The sequence below is a fragment of the Rossellomorea orangium genome (assembly GCF_019334305.1).
GTDB lineage: Bacteria > Bacillota > Bacilli > Bacillales > Bacillaceae_B > Rossellomorea.
This window is the reverse complement of record NZ_JAHWGH010000017.1, coordinates 50780-70343: the sequence shown is the minus strand read 5'-3', so window position 1 is coordinate 70343 and position 19564 is coordinate 50780. Positions and strand designations below refer to the sequence as shown.

Annotated in this window: 17 protein-coding genes and 2 other annotated features; of the genes, 14 read left to right on the top strand and 3 right to left on the bottom strand. The window is 42.8% G+C overall.

Annotation, left to right across the window (positions count from 1 at the left end; all coding sequences use genetic code 11):
* Window positions 1-416: 416 nt before the first annotated feature.
* Both KYJ26_RS14980 and KYJ26_RS14975 read left to right on the top strand, forming a co-directional pair.
* Window positions 417-1706: an NCS2 family permease gene (locus tag KYJ26_RS14980; protein ID WP_219168197.1), complete on the top strand. Its 1290-nt coding sequence runs from the start codon at window positions 417-419 to the stop codon at window positions 1704-1706.
* A 333-nt stretch (window positions 1707-2039) separates the two neighbouring features.
* Window positions 2040-3287 carry an EAL and HDOD domain-containing protein gene (locus KYJ26_RS14975; RefSeq protein WP_219168196.1) on the top strand — a complete coding sequence of 416 codons (1248 nt, stop codon included), beginning with the start codon at window positions 2040-2042 and terminating at the stop codon, window positions 3285-3287.
* 1 nt (window position 3288) lies between these two features.
* Here KYJ26_RS14975 and KYJ26_RS14970 read toward each other — a convergent pair whose 3' ends face one another.
* Complete coding sequence (locus KYJ26_RS14970) at window positions 3289-3645, bottom strand: hypothetical protein (protein WP_219168195.1); 357 nt, start codon at window positions 3643-3645, stop codon at window positions 3289-3291.
* Window positions 3646-3757: 112 nt separating this feature from the next.
* On the opposite strand from KYJ26_RS14970, the gene dapF reads away from it, so the two are divergent.
* Window positions 3758-4753 carry a diaminopimelate epimerase gene (dapF, locus tag KYJ26_RS14965; RefSeq protein ID WP_219168194.1) on the top strand — a complete coding sequence of 332 codons (996 nt, stop codon included), beginning with the start codon at window positions 3758-3760 and terminating at the stop codon, window positions 4751-4753.
* A 53-nt stretch (window positions 4754-4806) separates the two neighbouring features.
* Here the strand turns inward: dapF and KYJ26_RS14960 are convergent, their stop codons facing one another.
* Window positions 4807-6645, bottom strand: coding sequence for a DNA ligase D (locus tag KYJ26_RS14960; protein WP_219168193.1), 1839 nt, complete (start codon window positions 6643-6645; stop codon window positions 4807-4809).
* A 140-nt stretch (window positions 6646-6785) separates the two neighbouring features.
* Here KYJ26_RS14960 and ku point away from each other — a divergent pair, with 140 nt between their 5' ends.
* Together ku and KYJ26_RS14950 are read left to right on the top strand one after the other, a co-directional pair.
* Window positions 6786-7616, top strand: coding sequence for a non-homologous end joining protein Ku (ku, locus tag KYJ26_RS14955; protein ID WP_219168192.1), 831 nt, complete (start codon window positions 6786-6788; stop codon window positions 7614-7616).
* Between the two features lie 34 nt (window positions 7617-7650).
* Window positions 7651-8316: a phosphatase PAP2 family protein gene (locus KYJ26_RS14950; RefSeq protein WP_219168191.1), complete on the top strand. Its 666-nt coding sequence runs from the start codon at window positions 7651-7653 to the stop codon at window positions 8314-8316.
* A 43-nt stretch (window positions 8317-8359) separates the two neighbouring features.
* Here KYJ26_RS14950 and KYJ26_RS14945 read toward each other — a convergent pair whose 3' ends face one another.
* Window positions 8360-9910, bottom strand: coding sequence for a hypothetical protein (locus tag KYJ26_RS14945; RefSeq protein ID WP_219168190.1), 1551 nt, complete (start codon window positions 9908-9910; stop codon window positions 8360-8362).
* Between the two features lie 336 nt (window positions 9911-10246).
* On the opposite strand from KYJ26_RS14945, the gene KYJ26_RS14940 reads away from it, so the two are divergent.
* The 9 genes from KYJ26_RS14940 (at window position 10247) to KYJ26_RS14900 (ending at window position 19538) form a co-directional block, all read left to right on the top strand.
* A complete protein-coding gene (locus KYJ26_RS14940; protein ID WP_219168189.1) occupies window positions 10247-10522 on the top strand; it encodes a YhdT family protein in 276 nt (91 codons plus the stop codon).
* On the top strand, window positions 10515-11954 hold the full coding sequence (panF, locus tag KYJ26_RS14935) for a sodium/pantothenate symporter (RefSeq protein ID WP_219168188.1): 1440 nt from the start codon (window positions 10515-10517) through the stop codon (window positions 11952-11954). Before KYJ26_RS14940 ends, panF begins: the two co-directional genes overlap by 8 nt.
* Window positions 11955-12032: 78 nt before the next feature.
* Window positions 12033-13529 carry an FAD-dependent oxidoreductase gene (locus KYJ26_RS14930; protein WP_219168187.1) on the top strand — a complete coding sequence of 499 codons (1497 nt, stop codon included), beginning with the start codon at window positions 12033-12035 and terminating at the stop codon, window positions 13527-13529.
* Window positions 13530-13577: 48 nt separating this feature from the next.
* The gene (locus KYJ26_RS14925; RefSeq protein WP_219168186.1) at window positions 13578-14435 is read left to right on the top strand and encodes a GNAT family N-acetyltransferase; all 858 of its coding nucleotides are present in this window, start codon (window positions 13578-13580) and stop codon (window positions 14433-14435) included.
* 93 nt (window positions 14436-14528) lie between these two features.
* Window positions 14529-14774 (top strand) — a binding site (T-box leader).
* A gap of 52 nt (window positions 14775-14826) precedes the next feature.
* Window positions 14827-15072: a binding site (T-box leader), on the top strand.
* Window positions 15073-15144: 72 nt separating this feature from the next.
* Window positions 15145-16536, top strand: a complete 1392-nt coding sequence (gene trpE / locus KYJ26_RS14920; protein ID WP_219168185.1) for an anthranilate synthase component I — start codon at window positions 15145-15147, stop codon at window positions 16534-16536.
* A complete protein-coding gene (locus KYJ26_RS14915) occupies window positions 16533-17144 on the top strand; it encodes an anthranilate synthase component II (RefSeq protein WP_219168184.1) in 612 nt (203 codons plus the stop codon). The genes trpE and KYJ26_RS14915 overlap by 4 nt, the downstream gene beginning before the upstream one ends.
* Complete coding sequence (gene trpD / locus KYJ26_RS14910) at window positions 17116-18141, top strand: anthranilate phosphoribosyltransferase (protein ID WP_219168183.1); 1026 nt, start codon at window positions 17116-17118, stop codon at window positions 18139-18141. Before KYJ26_RS14915 ends, trpD begins: the two co-directional genes overlap by 29 nt.
* A complete protein-coding gene (trpC, locus tag KYJ26_RS14905; protein WP_219168182.1) occupies window positions 18142-18930 on the top strand; it encodes an indole-3-glycerol phosphate synthase TrpC in 789 nt (262 codons plus the stop codon).
* Window positions 18927-19538, top strand: coding sequence for a phosphoribosylanthranilate isomerase (locus tag KYJ26_RS14900; RefSeq protein WP_219168181.1), 612 nt, complete (start codon window positions 18927-18929; stop codon window positions 19536-19538). The genes trpC and KYJ26_RS14900 overlap by 4 nt, the downstream gene beginning before the upstream one ends.
* Window positions 19539-19564: the final 26 nt, after the last annotated feature.

The window sequence follows — 19564 nt, the reverse complement described above, 5'->3', positions numbered from 1 at the left end:
AGGGCCGGACCTGTCGGTGGTGCTTTGATTTTGGCAGACAAGTTGGAAGTGCTTCAGTGAGTGGAGATTATGGAATTATTTGTTAATTGGCTGAATTTTACTCGGGAACGGCTGGAATAGCAGGTAATTCGGCTGGTTTCTTCACGAAACAGGCTCGATTTTTACTAAAAGTCGATTAATTCTATCCAGTTTCGGCCGGATTCCCCTTAATGGAGTAAAAACATATCCAGCTGAATTTCAGCTAGATATGAACACCCACACTTCATGTATTGTTAAAAATTAAAGATAAACATGCATTTACCCACAAAAATACATATTGGCAAACGTCAGACCTTTTGCTAAAATAGTATTTTGTGGCTCCCCTAATATCGGGAGGAGCGGGTAGGGAGAGGGCAGTTTTATAGGAAGATTATTATATGAAAGCACGTGGAGGTATTTTTCAGTTAAAGGATCACGGTACCACGATGAAACAGGAGATGATGGCTGGTGCGATTGGTTATTTTACAATCGTCTATATCATCGCTGTGAATGCTTTAATTCTTTCAGAAGCTGGAATTCCATTTGAAGGAGCGGTCATGGCAACGATACTTGCTTCCTTCGTAGGGTGTTTGGTGATGGCCTTTTGGGCGAATGCACCGATCCTTCTGGTTCCAGGCATGGGGATTAATGCAATGTTTACATTTACGCTCGTAAAATCTTCTGGCCTTTCATGGCAGGAAGCTTTAGCGGTTATCGTGATTTCAGGAATACTCTTTATGATCATTGCGTTTACCAAGCTTTCAAAAGTATTATCGGAAGCCATTCCCCAAACATTAAAAGAAGCCATTACAGTTGGTTTAGGGATGTTTTTGATGTTTATCGGTCTTGAAAAGGGTGGTCTCATCCAAAGAGGGGACAGTGCCATTATCATGATTGGTGACTTTGGGGAATTGAAGGTGTTGGCGACCGTGCTGACATTTCTGGTGACGATTTTTCTTTTCATCCGCAATGTAAAAGGGCAATTTTTATGGAGTATTGCCTTTGGTACATTACTTGGATTCATCTTTGGAATCGAGCCGTCCATACAATCGAACTCATTTCATTTGAGTGAATACAGCCAAGTTTTCGGCCAGATATCGTTCAGTGCCATAATGGAAATCCCGTTCTGGATTGCGGTTTTCTCAGTGACGATGGTATTGGTATTTGAAAACATCGGTCTCATTCACGGGCATACGGATATGATCGGTCAACCTCATAAATATCCCAAAGCATTTCAAGCTAATGCATTTTCTGCATTTACCTCGGGGTTCTTCGGGACGAGTCCAACAGTCTCAACGGTGGAAAGCGCTGCAGCCATGACGGCTGGAGGCCGTACGGGATTGACGAGTTTGACAACGGGAGTATTATTTTTAGGCTCTGTGATGTTCATCCCGTATTTAAAGTGGATACCGTATCATGCCATCGCTCCGATCCTTATCATCATCGGAGGCTTGATGATCCAAAATATCCGACATATGGATCTTCGTGACCTGACAGAGGCGTTTCCTGCTATTTTCATCATTGCGATGATTCCGTTCACGTACAGTATTGCGGACGGTATCGCCATCGGCTTTATTCTATATCCGGTGTTGAAAATGGCTACAGGTAAGGCACGGGAAGTATCCATTCCTTTATATATCATTGCTGCACTGTTTCTTATGAATTTCTTTGTACATTCAATTCATTGAAGCGGATAAGGATTCAAGTGGAGTTGCCCATCAACATGATGCAGATCATGTTGATGGGCTTTTTTTGTTTGACTGTTTTCGCAAAGATTGTTGCTATTCGCATACAAACTAAGATTTACGATGCTCTGTCATTTAAGTATGGTGCAGGAGGGTGAAGGGAACTGACCTGCTTTCCACGGACGTTCGGGCGAGCCTCCTCACCCGCATATTTTTACAACTATTGTCAAATTACATGGACTTTCCGCACGTTTCTTGTTACTATTGTAGGGAAATATGAATCTTTTTGACTATTAATAAGATATGTTGATCAGGAGTAAAGCAGGGGTGATCTTGATGGAAGTATTTGTAGCCAGGCAGCCCATTTTTGATCGTAATCAAGAAACGGTCGCCTATGAACTTCTTTACAGAAACAATGAATTGAATATATTTCCTGATATCGACGGGGATCAGGCAACCGCGGATGTCATCATAAACAGTTATTTGAATATCGGGCTTGAAAGCTTATCAGCCGGTAAGCCCTGCTTTATTAATTTTACAGAAAATCTTCTTAAATTGAGAGTTCCGACTTACTTTAACCCGAGGGAGGTCGTCGTTGAGATTCTTGAGAGTGTAGTTCCGAGTGCCGAAGTGGTGTTGGTTTGTCAGCAGTTAAAAGACTTGGGCTATATGATTGCATTAGATGATTTCATATTTAATGAATTCAACCCTTTTTGCAGGGAATTGATGAAACTCGCAGATTATGTGAAGGTGGACTTCATGAATACAACGGAGTACGAAAGGGGAAGTATCGAGGTACTCTCCCATTTACTTCATTATAAGCTTCTTGCTGAAAAAGTGGAAACCATGAACCATTACGAAGAAGCGATGAGGAAGGGATATCATTATTTTCAGGGTTATTTCTTCAGTAAGCCGAAGATCATTGCCACTCATGATGTACCAACTTATTTTCATTCTTATTACTCGATCATTCAGAGCCTTGAAATGTCTGAACCGAGCATTGACAGGATCAGTCAGTTGATTGAGCAGGACCTTTCACTATCGTATAAACTGTTGAAACTGATCAACTCTCCTGCCTATCGACCGAAACATAAGATCCACTCGATTCGTCAGGCCATTGTCTTGCTAGGACTTGTTGAAATCAAACGCTGGATCTATGTATTGGCAGTCAGGGAACAGGCGCGTAAAAAAGAGCAGCTGGAAAATGAGGTCATCACCTTATGTTTGACGAGGGCTAAAATGTGTGAATTAGTGGCAGAAAAACATGATCGTGCACCCTTGAAATCGAGTTATTTCCTGACGGGGATGTTTTCTTTAATGGAAACCATCTTATCCATGCCAATCGATCAAATTCTAAAGGATCTTCCTTTGAACGATGATATCTGTGATGCTTTAACCGGTTCCCGGAATGATCTAAAAGAGATACTCGAACTCGTCGTCTATATAGAGAAGGCGGACTGGGCAGGGACCGAAACCATTATGGAAGAATTGAAGTTAGACAAGAGGGTAGTGATGGAAAGCTATCATCACTCCTGCAAATGGACGGAAGAGCTCCTGACACATGAATTATCGGAGTTGAGATAGCTTACCATACGGGTTTATACTTCCCTGGAGACAAATATTTCCTCTGAGGTTTGATATATCGCTTCAGCTCAACCAGAAGAACGCGCTGCAGATGCCTGGAAGATATTTGCCCCGCTACATCGGCGGGGGATGGGTAAACCCCGATGCTATTAAAGCGTACTCTAAAGAGACCTTCATGGATGAGGTCTTTTTTGTCATTCCGTATCCGTGCTAAAACGGTCACATCCCTGGATTGGTTTTCATCCAAGGCTTCAACTACCTCTCGGACCTGAAAGCGAAAATGGTATTCTTCTTTCATAAACATCACCATATTCATTGTCTCGAAAGAAAGTTGGGAAATCAACTGATAATCGTCCATGTTTATTTCTTTTATCAAATTAAGAGGAAGATGATTGCGAAATGAGCTTGTTTGTGGCAAGCTAAGACTATTATGAATAGTTTACTAGTAAATTACCGTGGAGGGATTCACGATGGACTTGAATCTAATTAAATGTCATGGATCTGGGAATGACTTTCTACTTATTGATGAAATGACGAATGGCAATGACTTTACCGATGAAGCAAGACAAAACCTTGCCCTTGCATTATGTGATCGCCGATCGTCTCTTGGGGCTGATGGCATCCTATTTGTATTAGCAAGCGAGAATTGCGATGCCAGAATGCGGGTCTTTAATGCAGATGGTTCCGAGGCATCGATGTGCGGCAATGGCCTGCGGTGTGTGGGACGCTATGTATGCGAACTCCTGGACAAGGAATCCATTATTATCCAAACGATGAAAGCCAATCTCCGGGTGTCATCACAGGAGTCAATATTTGAAAACATCCCGACGTATAATGTGGAAATTTCTCCTGTCCTTTTTGGATTAAATCAACTGCCGATGAATATGGATCGTGAAACATTGTTAAATGAGAGCATTCCAGAGATATCAGATCGCTTGATATTCTCTGCCCTAGCAGTGCCGAATCCTCATTTAATCAGTGTTGTTGGCACAGAGCATATTCTCTCGAATGAGCAGAAGAACATTTCTGAGACGGTGAATGGACCAAACAACCTTTTCCCTGATGGGGTCAATGTGAGCTTTGTTCACCCGTTGGAAAAAGGTTCCATCTATGTGCGGACGTTTGAAAGAGGCGTTGGCTTTACAAACGCATGTGGAACAGCAATGTCTGCTTCGAGTCTGGTGACGTGCCTGCTGGAACAGAATGAGTTCGGTAAAGAGATCGAAGTATACAATAACGGAGGGAAAGTCCGTGTTATTGTGAACCAATTGGGTGAAGGACAATACAATATGGAGTTAATCGGGAATGCAACGTATCTGTATCAATCTCAAATTGAATTGTCGATTTCACATCCCGAGGATTTTCATGAAGTGTCCAGACAGGCATTTACGGAAGAAGCAACTTATGAACTTCTTCAAAATCATGCTAAATCCATCGTTGAAAGCAAAGTGTTCATGAGTGCATGACTTTCCAAAATAGTAAAGAGGGTTCCCCATATTAGATAGGGGCACCCTCTTTCTTAATGTTTGGCCCTGTTCTTCAAGAAGTCGATCACCTTCTGAAATGGCTGGTCTGTTTTTACCGTCTCGAACCGATTAAACGGGCATCCCTTCTGTTGTATTCTCCTCAAAACCACATCCATCGTAAAATGTTCAGGGTGAAGATCCCCGTTTACTTCATCCCACCATAGGGGAGTGGCGACTAAGGCCTTTTCGTTTCCCCTTAATGAGTAGGGTGCAATGATGGTTTTGCCTTCCCCGTGCTGAATATAGTCAACATACAGTCTGCCTTTCCGATTCTTCTTTAAACGTTCAATCGTGAAATCATCGGGGTAATTGGTCACCAGATAGTGGGCAATGAATTCAGTGAATAGACCGGTGTCTTCCCATGTGTAGCCGGCAGGAAGGGGGATATAGACTTGAAGCCCCTTGTTGCCAGACGTTTTCACAAAACTATGCAAGTTCAATCCGTCGAATAATTCCTTCATGATTTTTGCTGCTTTGACCGCAAGTTGAAAATGGTCTCTCGTTGGAGGATCTAAATCAAATACTATTTCACTGACAGTGTTCTCATTCGCTTTTTTAAATGGAATGTGAAATTCAAGTGCCAGTTGATTTCCAAGCCATATCAACGTTTCAAGATTATTGCATAGGGTGTAGTGAATTCCATCCTCTTCATATGTTTCGACAAACTCAGGGGAATAGTCGGGAGTGTTTTTTTGGTAAAAGGATTCACCAAAGATACCATGTGGAAACCGAATGCAGGTCAAAGGGCGATCCCTCATAAATGGTAAAATCATCAGTGATACCTTTCGAAGAAACCGGATGTAATCCAGCTTTGTCATTTGAACTTCCCGAAACAATTCCTTCTCAGGGTGGGTGATATCCACTTCACGGGGAAGTGAGGCTTCGTCTTTCTTAAATTGTTCGAATGTGCAATCTTCCGGTGCAGTGGAAAATAGGAACCGCTTAAAATGTGGTTCCCGGAGTTGTCCTTCATGATAGTTCAAATAGGAGATTTCCACGGTTATGGCCGGATCTATATACATCAGGGAGTGTCTCTTCTCTGTATAATTTTGTTTAATGCTTGCTTTTACAACCCTTTTCTCTTCAGGTGAGAGACCAAAGTGAAATAATCCAATCGACACGATATGTTGGTCATGGAATACACCAATATGAAAATAATCATTATCCTCGTCCAGTGCAGTGATAAAACATTGACACCTCTTCCAATTTTTACTTTTGATCCAATTCGTGCTTCGTTTTCCTGATTCCCATTTACTGTCATTCCTTTTGGCGATAACCCCTTCCCCTTCTTCCTTTTCTACACGTTCCCAGATCTCACTCAGGTCTCTGAAATGAGGGACCATCTGTATGGAGGAAAGCTGAGAAGGAGAGGGTTCCAAAGGTAATTTCAGTTGTACAAACACTTCTCTCAGTTTCTCTTTTCTCTTTAGGTATGGCTCATTAATGTAGGAATCCTGTCTAAACTGAAGCAAATCAAATGCTAGAAATGTAACAGGTCTCCTGGTAGCTTCGCGATGTATTTTCTGAGTATTTCTCATCCTGCCCCTCACTTGAAGTTCATGGAATTCGGTACTGAAGGAAGAGCGTAATAACACGATCTCACCATCCAGAATAAGGGGAGCGGGAAAATTCTTATTGTTCAGTAATGATTGGATTTGTTCTTTGATTTCAGGGAAATGGTGAAGAAGATCTTTTCCATTCCGACTTTCAAGAGTGATCTCATCATGGGAGAGTATGGATAGAATCCCTCGAAATCCATCATATTTCACTTCGTAATGCCACGTTCCTTCCGCTGGTAAATCAGGACGTAAAGTAGGGAGCATCGGTTTCATATTTGTCACCTTGATTTTTAGTAGTAGTGTGTCCTTATTTGTAGTGATTTATTTCCAGATGTTTAGGGGGATGAAGAGAGTTAGGTAACTAAATGATATGAATAAGGGATTAGTTTATATAAAGGAGGGTATTGAAAGATATGCATACCATTTGGAAGGGTTCCATCAGCTTTGGGCTGGTGAACATCCCCATAAAACTTCATGCCGCTACAGAAGACCGGGATATCAAGCTGAGATCACTTCATAAAGAATGTCATACACCGATCAAGTATGAGAAAGTTTGTCCTGCGTGTGAAAAGGAGTTGGATCAAACCGATATAGTGAAAGGCTTTGAGGTGACGAAAGGTAAATTTGTCGTACTGGAAGATGAGGAATTGAAAGAGCTGAAAGAAGCGAGCGGTGATAAAGCTGTTGAAATTGTCGACTTTATTAAAATAGAGGAAATCGATCCGATATTCTTTGATAGAAGTTATTTCGTTTCTCCCAATGATGGCGGGAAGAAAGCATATTCCCTGTTAAGAAAGGCGTTACAGGAATCAGGTAAAGTAGGGATTGCCAAAATCACCATGAGATCGAAGGAGCAGCTTTCAATTGTTCGGGTATATGAACAGACGCTCGTCATGGAAACCATACATTATCCTGATGAGGTAAGAGGGACCGGTGATGTACCGAACGTTCCTGAGAAAGATGAAATTACCGATAAAGAGCTTCAGACTGCCACAATGCTCATCGATCAATTGACGACTGAATTTGAGCCTGGGAATTATAAGGACAAGTATCGAGAACGATTGAGTCTATTGATTGAATCCAAACAAACAGGGGAAAAAATGGTCACATCCAAAGAAAAAGAACCAAAAGAAAATGTGACGGATTTAATGGCGGCGCTCCAAGCGTCCATTGATTCGTCCAAGCCAAAAAAGGAAAAGAAAACAACGAAAAAGAAAACGACTTCAAAGAAAAAAGCTCAGTAGATAAGGAGTCGAGTATTAGAGAGAGGGAGAAGCTTTGAAGGAGAAACGAATTGAACAAACCGTCTTTGTCGCTGTATCCCTGTTATGTCTTATCATATTCACGTGGGGATTCGTATCCATCGTGGAAGAATGGAAGGAAAATGAAATCGCCCAATTTGATGATGTAGTATTTGAGATCGTCAGGGGGACGATTTCAAATAAATTAACGGAGATCATGACGTCCATCACCTTTTTAGGCGGAATAAAGGGTATCACGGTTTTTACCATATGTGTGGTACTCATCCTTTTGTTTCAAAAAAAGTATCCACTTGCTTTGTTCGTAGCGATTACGATTGTTACAGGGGCCGGATTCAATGGGTTATTAAAGTGGATATTCAAACGGGATCGACCTGATATCGAGGCGTTGATCCAACAGGGAGGATACAGCTTTCCAAGTGGGCATTCCATGAGCTCATTTATCTTCTATGGCTCACTTGCATTCATTCTGTTCCGTGCCTTTGATCGTAAACGATACAAATGGGTAAGTGTGATCGTCGTGGCGATCCTCGTCTTATTAATAGGACTGAGCAGGGTGTATCTTGGAGTCCATTACCCGAGCGATATACTTGGAGGATTCACTGCCGGGGGTGCATGGTTGACTTTATGCATCACGATCTATATGTACTTCTACAAACGGAAACATTGGAGAGAAGAAGAATAGAACGTAAAAACGCTCAGGATTCCTATACCTGAGCGTTTTACTATTAAAACAAATTAAAAATATATGGTCCGATGGAGGTTACATAAAGGAGAATATAAATCCCCATAAAGTAAAAGACACCTCCGAATGTCCCCCAATCAGGGTCTCTCCCCACCTTCCAAAGCAGCGCAGTGAGGACGCTTATGACCAATAACAGAACGTACTCACTTCCAGAGAAGGTGAGGTAAGCCGGAGCAGAAAAATAGAAATAATCCCCCATGGCTTTACTGATGAACGTCAAAGGCATGAGAATGAAAAGGATGATGGAAGCATATTCCACCCAATTGATTTCTTCCTTTTCAAAAATATTCGGTTTGAACATATAAAGAAGAATCAGTACAAAAAGGGAAGGAAGAACCCAATAAAACGAAACCAAAACGGTGATCAAGCTGCTGAATAGCATAAGTACAGCATTATTTATCGCTTCTTTGACACTTCGTTTTGACCACTCCGTACTCTTGGCTATCGCTTGTTCATTTTTTGATGCACCGAATAACTCGTAATAATCACCGTCATAGTCCAGCCATGAGATACTCTCGTCTGACAGTTGGATGGGTGAATAGGTAAAATGCTTGGTTGTACTGACTGGCGAAGCCACAATTTCAGTAGAATCGTTGAATGGAGCTACATATAGGCTGATGGCATTCTGCCCTCCGACCCTATGACTCTCGGATGTAAAGAGGATGGATGGCTTTTCATCAATGGAAGCGAACTGTACCGATCTCGGGCTTTGCAACTTAAATCCTGATTGTTCGTTCGTGAATTCCAGTTTTGAAGGCTTGATCATCGAAGTTCCAATTTCCTCAATCGGTGTTTTCAATTTAAAGATCTTATAGGAAAGAGTTCCTTGAGACCTCATCTCTTCATTGTATAAAACGATTAATTGATCATCTGCCGTTGAAAAAGACAGGCCAGTCATATGTTGGTTCGTTGCTGAATTGACTAAGGAGAAGGGACTCTTCACCAATTGTAATCCTTCGTTCATGAAGTAAAGGAGAGAGTGTGTATCATCCTTCATGATCTGTATGATGGCACTTCCGCCATTATTAATAAACGCATCCTTTACCTCACCTTTGAACCTGAAAACTTCCTTGGTAGCTAGATCTTTAGGAGAAAGAGAATAAAGGACCTCACCCTTCCAGTAAAGAATGGAATTAGGTGACGTGCTGATTCCTGTCACTTCTTCATCAATGGTTCTTGCTTTACCGTTCTCAATGGAAGTTAACTCTTCCCCTTTTACTTGTATAACCTTTTGGCCGTCTGTCCAGAACGGCTTACCACGGGTTACACTGGTGTGAAGGGTGCTTTCTTTCTTAGGGTTCATACTCTCATCGAAAGAATATTGAACGACCTCCCCGTTGCTTGCAAGGAATAGTCCTTCTTCACCAAAAAAAGTAAGCGGACGCACTTCGGAACTGTAGTCCAATGGAATGGACCTGCTCCAATCGGGATCCGGCTGTTGTTTGACATTCTGCAGCTGATGGAAGAAAAGCGCTCCTATGCATAGTAGAACTAAGACGATTGGTATTCCAAAAGCTTTTAATTTTGTTCTCACAATGATTCCCCCTTTTCTATCTCTTTAAGAGTGAGTACAATTTAGAATTTTACCACAATTCTTTTTGCAATTCACCAGAATTTTCCTATAAACATTCATTCTTTTTTGTTGACTTTTAATAATACAGACATTACAATGATATTGAAAATCATTCTCATTAAACAAAAGAGTTCCCCCTCTTTCATACTAGAGAGAATGGTTCATGAAAACCCCCCTTTTATTAGTTCGTAAAGACAGGCCTGAAGCAGTTGCTTCAGGCCTGTCTTTTTCTTGCATTTCCTATAATCCTGTCGTAAATTGTTAGAGGATGTTTATTTAAAGGAGGGAAAAAGGGAAGTGAACGATAAAGACGATAAACGGTTTCGGATTGCCAACCACGAAGCATTGATTGGTATTGCACTCGTTCTTATAAATTTTTTATGGTGGTATGGCTTTGCTTTCGGGATCGGGGAGCAGCCTGTTTCAGATTACGATTGGATCCTTGGTATGCCTGCATGGTTCTTCTATAGCTGCATCATGGGATTTCTCCTTATGGTCATATTGGTGATCGTTGTCGTTAAATTCCTTCTGACTGATATTCCTTTTGACGAGGAGGATGATGATCATGAATAGTATGGCTTTGATACCTTTATTTGCCTTTCTAATTTTGATTTTCATAGTAGGAATCTATACAGCAAGAAATGTTAGTAAATCAGAATCATTTGTACAGGAGTATTTCCTCGGGAGCCGTGAACTCGGAGGATTCATCCTTGCGATGACGATGATCGCCACATACGGAAGTGCCTCTAGCTTCATCGGTGGTCCGGGCGCTGCATATACATATGGTTTATCATGGGTGCTTCTTGCCATGAGTCAGGTGGTGACTGGATACTTTGTCCTCCTCATTCTGGGGAAAAAGTTTGCCATCATGTCACGAAAGTATAAAGCCGTTACATTAATCGATTATTTACAGGGGCGGTATGGGAGTAATAAGATTACGATCCTGTCTGCAATCAGTATCATCATATTTCTATTTTCAGCCATGATTGCCCAGTGGGTAGGGGGCGCACGGCTTATTGAATCGTTGACGGGATTGAGCTATGAAGCGGCACTTTTCCTTTTTGCTGTTTCTGTGCTTGTGTATGTCATAATAGGCGGTTTCCGTGCAGTTGCCATCACTGACGCAATCCAGGGAGTTGTCATGCTAGGAGGGACCATCATCCTGCTCGTTGCTACCATCGTGGCAGGTGGGGGCATGGAAAAGATCATGCTTGAATTGCAGGCTGAAAACCCAAATTTATTAAGTCCTCATGGACCGAACGGTGAACTGAGTGCCAGGTATATTTCCTCCTTCTGGATTTTAGTGGGAGTGGGTGTCGTTGGACTTCCTCAAGTAGCTGTAAGGGCCATGAGTTATAAAAATTCACGTTCCCTGCACAGGGCTTTGATCATCGGTACGATTGTCGTTGGTTCGATCATGCTTGGCATGCATCTCATCGGTGTACTTGCAAGAGCGGTCGTGCCGGGAATTGAAGTGGCGGACAAAGTCATGCCACTACTTGCGCTTGAAGTGCTTCCACCATGGCTTGCGGGGATTGTACTGGCAGCCCCAATGGCAGCGATCATGTCGACGGTGGATTCTTTGCTATTGATTGTATCGTCAGCGATCGTAAAAGATGTATATATGAATTTCATCAATAGGGATGCAGAAGAGAAAAAGATTAAGAAAATTAGCTTCTGGGTGACGAGTGTAACAGGGATTCTGGTTTTTCTTATGGCATTAAGTCCGCCTGAATTGATCATTTGGCTCAATTTGTTTTCGTTTGGGGGGCTTGAAGCGGTGTTCATCTGGCCAATTGTTTTAGGCCTGTACTGGAAAAAGGGAAATGGTCCGGGAGCGCTTTCTTCCATGATTTCCGGGCTTTTGGCATATGTTTCATTCCATAGCTTTGCCCCGAACTATCTGGATATGCATACGGTCATCTTTCCGATTATCATCTCCTTCTTCATGTACGTATCGGTATCTCTGGCCACTCAATCGAAACATAAAAACGGATGGGTTTAACCGACCCATCCGTTTTTGTGTTTACAACGACAAAAGAGTACATTGGATAGTAACAAATGACGGATTGGGTGAAGAAGGATGGAAAACACGGTTGTCGTTGTCGGAGGAGGGATTGGGGGGCTGACCGCTGCAGCCCTCCTTGGAAGTGCAGGTTATCATGTACAACTACTTGAAGCCTCCCGGGAATGGGGAGGATGTGCAGGTAAGTTCCAACGGGGGAAAGCACTGTTTCCTGTCGGGGCGACCCTTGGCATGGGATTTGAAAAAGGGGGTATTCATCAGCGTATCTTTACATACCTGGGAATTGAATTCCCGCCTCATTTGCTGCTTGAGAGGGTGATGGAAGTCCATCTTCCTGATCATACCCTGACTTTTCATCGGAACCGGGAAATTCATGTGAATGAATTAAAGAAAGCATTCCCAGAAATAGCAAATCAAATCAGCCATTTTTTCAGGGAAGTGTACAGGATTGCAAAGGAAATACGGAAATTAATGGGTGCGCTTCCGGCTTTACCGCCTCAAACAATGAGAGAATGGTTGGAACTCGTTGTAAGTCTGCGTCCAAGATCATTGACCCTTCTTCCATTTTTTAAAGAATCGATGTCTCACTTACTGAAGAAATACAATCTACATGATCATTCTTCCTTTAAACACTTTATTGATGGGCAGCTGATTGACAGTATGCAGGTGGGGAGCGATCATTGTTCATTGTTGTTGGGATGCCTGGCCCTGGATATCTATCATGAAGGTGCCTTTTACCTCGAAGGCGGGCTTTACCAGATTGCCCATAAGCTTGTCAACGCAGCAGAATCTGTCGGTGTCAACGCTTCTTTGGGGAGGAAGGTGGTCGATATTGACCGCGATGATCAAGATCAACAGTGGGTAGTAAGTGATCATAGAGGCAATGAATACAGGGCAAAACACGTCATATGCAACGTACCGGTGCAAGCCCTTGAAAGTCTGTTTCCTTCAAAATATGGTGCAAAATTGAAAAACTATCTGAAAGGAAAAGATCTCGAAGCGGTGTGGGGGACGATGTCACTTTACATATTACTGAAAGAAGAAGTGCTGCCGGATGATCTTCCATTGTTTTCACAAGTTTGTACTATTCAAAATGGGAATATGACGGAAGGGGACCATCTATTTTTGTCATGGTCGCATCCGGAAGATCGGAATCGTGCCCCAGAAGGATTCAGGACCTTGACCGTTTCCACACATACGAGTTTAAACAATTGGAATACGAAAGAGAAGTATGATTGCTATAAGGAGCAGCTTCAAGAGAAGATGCTGGATTCAATAGAGGCGGTCATACCTTCTATCAGAAAAGGCATTGTAGAACTCTACCCAGGTGCGCCTAAGGCGTGGGAACGATTCACAGGTCGACCCGGGGGAATTGTTGGTGGATTCCCCCAAACCAATGAGTATGCCCTCTTCAAGAGCCTTTCCCACAGGACGCCACTTAAGAACATCTGGGTTTGTGGTGATTCCGTGTTTCCTGGTGCAGGGACCATCGGAGTATCTGTCAGTGGTTACCATGTCTTTCACTCCATTACCGGGAAAAAGCTTCCTGAATAAAGCAGGAATTATCATAGAACATGTCGAATGTTGTGTTGGGGTGATAATATGTATAAGCTGACACAGTTCAAGGATCCAATTGCCTTCTACGATAAGGTACATTCCCTGTTAATGGAGGATGAGGCGGCGAATAACCTGCCATTGGGCTTATTGAATACGATGAAAACGAGTGACAAATATAAAGACCCACTGCTTCTTTTAGTGGAAGATGAATCCGGCTTGGTGGTGGGATCATTCATCATGACGCCACCCCATTACCTTGTCAGTACTCTGAAAGTAGAAAAAGAAGAGATTAAAGGAATTACAATACTACTCAAAGACTTCTGTGAGGATGTTCATCTATCGATTCCAGGTTTTGTTGCCGAAAAGGAAACGGCGCTTCAATTGACTCGGGAGTGGAGTCACGTTACGGGAGCGAGTACCAGTATCCGCATGAACCAGCGTGTGTATCAATTGAATAAGGTGAAAGATATCCCGCTTAGCGAGGGACAAATGGTTCCCGTATGCTCTGGTCAGGAGAGGTTGTTGGCCAAATGGATCAGTGAATTTGTCGCCGATACAGAAGTGGTATCTATGTCAGGAGACGAATCGCTGAAAAGGGCGAAAGACATGATTGAGAAGGAAGCATATGTTTTCTTTTGGGAAGTGGACGGCCAGCCTGTTTCCATGGCAAGGGGGGCAAGAAGAACGGAAAATGGAATTACTGTCAATTTTGCTTATACCCCTAAAGAATTCAGGAAAAAAGGATATGCATCTTCTGTTGTAGCCGAACTCAGCCGCCTTTTATTGAAGGATCATTCTTTCTGTTCCCTGTATACGGACCTGGATAATCCCACGTCCAACAAGATCTATATAGAAATCGGATATCGGCCGGTTTGCGATTCGATGATGATTTCCATAGTGTGAACCATTAACCACAATGTTGAATATAATTTATTTGAGAAATGGTTGACATCGTGATAAAAAGAGATTAGTATAATAAACAATTAATTAAATGAGCGATTGGCTTTGACGAAGAGGAGTACCTATAATCGACACTGCAGAGAGCTGGTGGTTGGTGTGAACCAGTGTGAACGGTCATAGGGAATGGACTTCCGAGCTTCCAAACCGAAACGTTAGGAGTAGGCTTTGGCGAATGTCTTATCGTTACAAAAGACGCGTATTAAAAGCATTGTGCTTCGATACGATTGAGTGGACTGCCGAGGCAGTCAACAAAGGTGGCACCACGGGTATCCCGTCCTTTCTTTTTTATGAAAAAGATTAGGATAGGGATGCCCTTTTTTTATAATTACATAGTGATAAATCGTTGAATAAGAGGAGTACATTCAAGTGATGCCTAACAGGGAGTTAAGGATAGTGAGACCTTAGCATGATAGCTTGTCTGGAATGGACTTATGAGAGATGATCTGAATGAAGTAGGATCATACGGATTTCCACCGTTAATAGGATAGAGTATCGGGTGATATACCCCGTACTTGAAACAAGAGGGGATATAGATCTATATCCCAATAGAGGTGGCACCGCGGTCAGCATCGTCCTCTATGAACAGATTTTTCTGTTCATAGGGGACTTTTTTTATGGGATTTTATGGTGGAGAATTGGAGGCAAAAAGATAATGAAACAGCAGGAATTGAATTATATGGTGAAAGAATTGAATGGTGATATGTATACACCTATCTCACTCTTTCAATCCCTTGAGGGCAAGAAAAAGTTTTTATTGGAGAGTTCCCTCAAACATGAACAATCCGGACGATATTCATTTGTAGGAAGCGATCCATTTTTAGAATGCAAGGCATACGGAAATGACGTACAGATCAAACGAACGTCTTCAGATCAGGTAGAAGAGCGGACGGGGGATCCGATAAAGATCATTCAACATCTTATCCCCCACCAGCAAAAGGATATTCCATTTCCTTTTGCTGGTGGAGGGATCGGGTACCTGGGTTACGATGTGATCAGGCAGTATGAGGATATCGGAAAGACTCCATCTGATGAAATGGAAATGCCGGACATCCACCTTATGTTCTATGAAAAGGTCATCGTCTTCGATCATCTAGAGCATAAAGTATTTATCGTCGTGATGGATGAATGGACCGGGGGGGAAGGAGAGGAACTGGAGGATAAGATCAAGAAGCTTGAGAATGAACTTACCGGTGTGTATTTACACACACATAAAGAAAAACTTGACCGCCTCAGCTTTCGTGCTCAAACGTCGAAAGAGGAATTCATGAATAAGGTGGAGAAGGCAAAGCAATCCATTATTGAAGGAGAGATCTTTCAAGTGGTACTTTCGCAAAGACTTCAGGCTCCATTTTCTGGTGAACCATTTTCATTTTATAGGAGCTTGAGAAAATCAAATCCATCACCCTATATGTTTTTTATTGATTTCGAAGACTACATCGTTTTGGGTGCTTCACCGGAAAGTCTATTGAAAGTCCAGGGTGACGAAATAACGACAAATCCGATTGCAGGGACAAGGCGAAGAGGGACAACAAGTTCTGAAGATTTGGAGCTGGAGAAAGAACTTTTGTCAGATGAAAAGGAAATTGCCGAACATCGAATGCTCGTTGACTTGGGCAGAAATGATTTAGGCAGGGTTTGTACAGTCGGCTCCATCCATTTATCCAAATACTTAACCATCGAAAGATATAAATATGTGATGCACATCGTTTCAGAGGTAAAAGGAGAATTGAAAGGTGATGTGACCCCTTTAGAAGCATTAACAAGCTGTTTGCCGGCAGGGACGGTCAGCGGGGCACCGAAAATCAGGGCAATGCAGATCATCAATGAACTTGAATCGACAAAGCGAGGAGTGTACTCGGGAGCGGTTGGATATATCGGGATCAACGGGAATCTGGACTTTGCCCTGGCCATCCGCACAATGGTCCTGAAAGATGGCATTGCCAATGTTCAGGCGGGTGCAGGTATCGTATATGATTCAGATCCTGAAAGCGAATATGAAGAAACGCTGAATAAGGCAAAATCATTATTGGAGGTAACAGGATGATTTTACTCATTGATAATTATGATTCATTTACGTATAACCTGTATCAATATATAGAAGAGCTTGGAGAGAGGGTGGTTGTCAGGCGGAATGACGCAACTTCACTTGAAGAAATCAAGAAACTAAATCCTTCAGGTATCATCCTTTCACCGGGACCGGGAAAGCCCGAACAAGCGGGAATCTGCATCTCCATTATCCAGAATCTTCACTCTAGTGTGCCGATTATGGGGGTATGCTTAGGTCATCAAGCGATCGGCGCCGCCTTTGGGGCAACTATTGAATTGGCCGATAACGTGATGCACGGGAAGACTTCCCTCATCAAACACAATGGCAGCGGAGTATTCGAATATCTGCCTCAACCACTTGAAGTCATGAGATATCACTCTTTGGTGATTAAGAAAGGGACGTTGAAAGCTCCCCTGGAAGAGGTTGCCCATTCTATGGATGACGGGGAGATCATGGCCATCAAGCATATGAAATATCCATTGTACGGGGTTCAATTCCACCCTGAATCGATCGGGACGAAAACGGGCAAGAAAATCATACAGCATTTTATAGACGAGATGAGAAAGGGGAATAACCGTGAAAAACTATCTGCAAAAGCTATCTGACGGTCATTCATTAGAAAAAGATGAGATGAGAGGAGCTGTTCAGGAATTATTAAGGGAGGAAACGACCGAGAGTCAAATCGCATGTTTCCTGACGCTGTTGAAGATGAAGGGAGAAACGGTGGAGGAAATGACAGCCCTGGTTGAAGTGCTTCGAGAGAAGGCTCTGCCGGTAAAAAGCACGTTGAAAGGTGTACTGGATAATTGTGGAACAGGGGGAGATGGTTCCCAGAGTTTTAACATCAGCACGACGAGTGCATTCGTATTAGCGGGAGCAGGCGTCAAAGTGGCAAAGCACGGAAACAGGAGCATATCGAGCAAAACTGGCAGTGCTGATGTATTAGAACATCTTGGCGTATCCCTGGACTTCGGGGAAGATGAAGTGGAAAATCTTCTGAATGGAACCAATATCGCCTTCCTCTATGCCCCCCATATCCATTCAGGGCTAAAGAAAATCATGAAGGTCCGGAAAGAATTGAAAATCCCGACCATCTTTAATCTGATTGGTCCATTAACGAATCCCGTTCAATTGGAAACACAGCTTGTCGGGGTGTATAGAAGAGATAAACTTGAAACGATGGCAAATGTTTTACATGAATTGGGAAGAAAGCGGGCAATCGTTCTGAATGGGGCGGATTACATGGACGAAGCGTCCCTTGCAGGTGTAAATCATCTTGTCCTTTTGGAGGATGGTGAAATCAGCTCATTTACGCTATCCGGGGACGAGGTCGGGCTTCCTTCTTATACCCTTGAAGAGATAAAAGGAGGAGATGCAAGGGAGAATGCCCGTATCTTACAGGACGTCTTACAAGGAAAAGAAGGAGCCTATACTGATACGGTCATATTCAACGCAGGAATTGCTTTAGTTGCCCATGGTAAAGCTTCGACCTTTGCAGAAGGTGTAAAACTGGCTAGGGAAAGTATAGAAACCGGACGGGCAAATGAAGCGCTCGCATCCCTTGTACACTATAGTCGACAACGAAGAAAGTTGGTGATTTGAATGGCAACCATTTTAGAAACCATCATTAAAAAGAAGAATGAAGAAGTGAAGGAGTTAAAACAATTCGGATATACTACCTTTCAGTATCAAGGCACCCACAACCATTCATTATATGAAACTCTAAAATCCGCTTCGTCACTTCAGGTGATAGCAGAAATCAAACGGGCTTCTCCATCTAAAGGAGATATTCGAACTGAAGTGGATCCCGTGTCACAAGCCGCTATCTATGCAGAAGCTGGAGCATGCGCCATTTCTGTTCTGACGGATACACCATTTTTCAAAGGGAGAATGGAGGATCTTGCAAATGTTCGAAGAGCCGTCTCGATCCCGATTTTATGTAAAGATTTTATCATTGATGAAATCCAGATCGATCGTGCCAGGGATGCAGGGGCGAATGTGATTCTGTTAATTGTGGCGGCCCTGGATTTCACCAGGATGAAAGAATTATATTGTTATGCCACAAATCTTGGACTGGAGGTTCTTGTAGAAGTTCACAATGAGGAAGAAATGATAGAAGCTTTAGAACTCGGTGCTACGATCATCGGAGTAAATAATCGTAACCTGAAAACCTTTGAAGTGGATCTTCTCATTACAGAATCTCTGGCATCGATGGTGAAGGGCAGGGAAGTCGTCCTCGTAAGTGAAAGTGGGATCAGGGATGAGTCGGATTCAAGGAGAGTGAAAGACGCAGGGGCACAAGGGATCCTCGTCGGGGAAACGTTAATGAGGAGTAAAGATCCAGCAGCTACCCTCACAGTTCTCCAAGTTGAAAAAGGTGAGATGAAATGACGAAAGTCAAAGTCTGCGGCATCAGGAGGCAGGTAGAAGCCGAGTGGGCATTAGAAGCGGGAGCTGATGCGATAGGGTTCGTGTTTGCCGATAGTAAAAGGAAAGTCGATGTGGAGAAAGCGGCCGAGATCAGCAAAGCCGTTTCTCCAGACCTATTGAAAATCGGTGTATTTGTAAATGAAACAAAAGAAAGAATGGAAGAAATCTTTCATCTCGTTCAGCTCGATTATGTGCAGCTGCACGGAGATGAATCAGTGGAATTCTGTGAAACTCTCAATCTTCCTTTTATCAAGGCGATTTCGGTGAAGGAAAGAAAAGATATAGACGGGATTGAGGGATTTCCTGGTGAAATGATTTTGTTGGATAGCGGAAAGGGACCCCATCGTGGAGGCAATGGCACCACCTTCAATTGGGATTATGCACATTCAATCAATATTCCCCAGCATCTGATTCTTGCAGGAGGATTAAATCCGGACAATGTAAGGGAAGCCATCATCAAGGTCCGTCCCTATATGGTGGATGTCTCGAGTGGGGTTGAAACCGAAGGGGAAAAGGATCGCTTAAAGATAGAGTCATTCATCAAGGAAGTAAAATCGGTGCTTGAATAAAATGAAAATAGTGAACGGAGGAAGAA

Coding starts and splice junctions, on each gene's coding strand:
- ku (WP_219168192.1), top strand. CDS start 6,786: ATGCATACCATTTGGAAGGGTTCCATCAGCTTTGGGCTGGTGAACATC.
- KYJ26_RS14930 (WP_219168187.1), top strand. CDS start 12,033: ATGGAAAACACGGTTGTCGTTGTCGGAGGAGGGATTGGGGGGCTGACC.
- KYJ26_RS14960 (WP_219168193.1), bottom strand. CDS start 6,645: ATGAAACCGATGCTCCCTACTTTACGTCCTGATTTACCAGCGGAAGGA.
- trpE (WP_219168185.1), top strand. CDS start 15,145: ATGAAACAGCAGGAATTGAATTATATGGTGAAAGAATTGAATGGTGAT.
- KYJ26_RS14980 (WP_219168197.1), top strand. CDS start 417: ATGAAAGCACGTGGAGGTATTTTTCAGTTAAAGGATCACGGTACCACG.
- KYJ26_RS14900 (WP_219168181.1), top strand. CDS start 18,927: ATGACGAAAGTCAAAGTCTGCGGCATCAGGAGGCAGGTAGAAGCCGAG.
- trpC (WP_219168182.1), top strand. CDS start 18,142: ATGGCAACCATTTTAGAAACCATCATTAAAAAGAAGAATGAAGAAGTG.
- panF (WP_219168188.1), top strand. CDS start 10,515: ATGAATAGTATGGCTTTGATACCTTTATTTGCCTTTCTAATTTTGATT.
- KYJ26_RS14925 (WP_219168186.1), top strand. CDS start 13,578: ATGTATAAGCTGACACAGTTCAAGGATCCAATTGCCTTCTACGATAAG.
- KYJ26_RS14970 (WP_219168195.1), bottom strand. CDS start 3,645: ATGGACGATTATCAGTTGATTTCCCAACTTTCTTTCGAGACAATGAAT.
- dapF (WP_219168194.1), top strand. CDS start 3,758: ATGGACTTGAATCTAATTAAATGTCATGGATCTGGGAATGACTTTCTA.
- KYJ26_RS14975 (WP_219168196.1), top strand. CDS start 2,040: ATGGAAGTATTTGTAGCCAGGCAGCCCATTTTTGATCGTAATCAAGAA.
- KYJ26_RS14915 (WP_219168184.1), top strand. CDS start 16,533: ATGATTTTACTCATTGATAATTATGATTCATTTACGTATAACCTGTAT.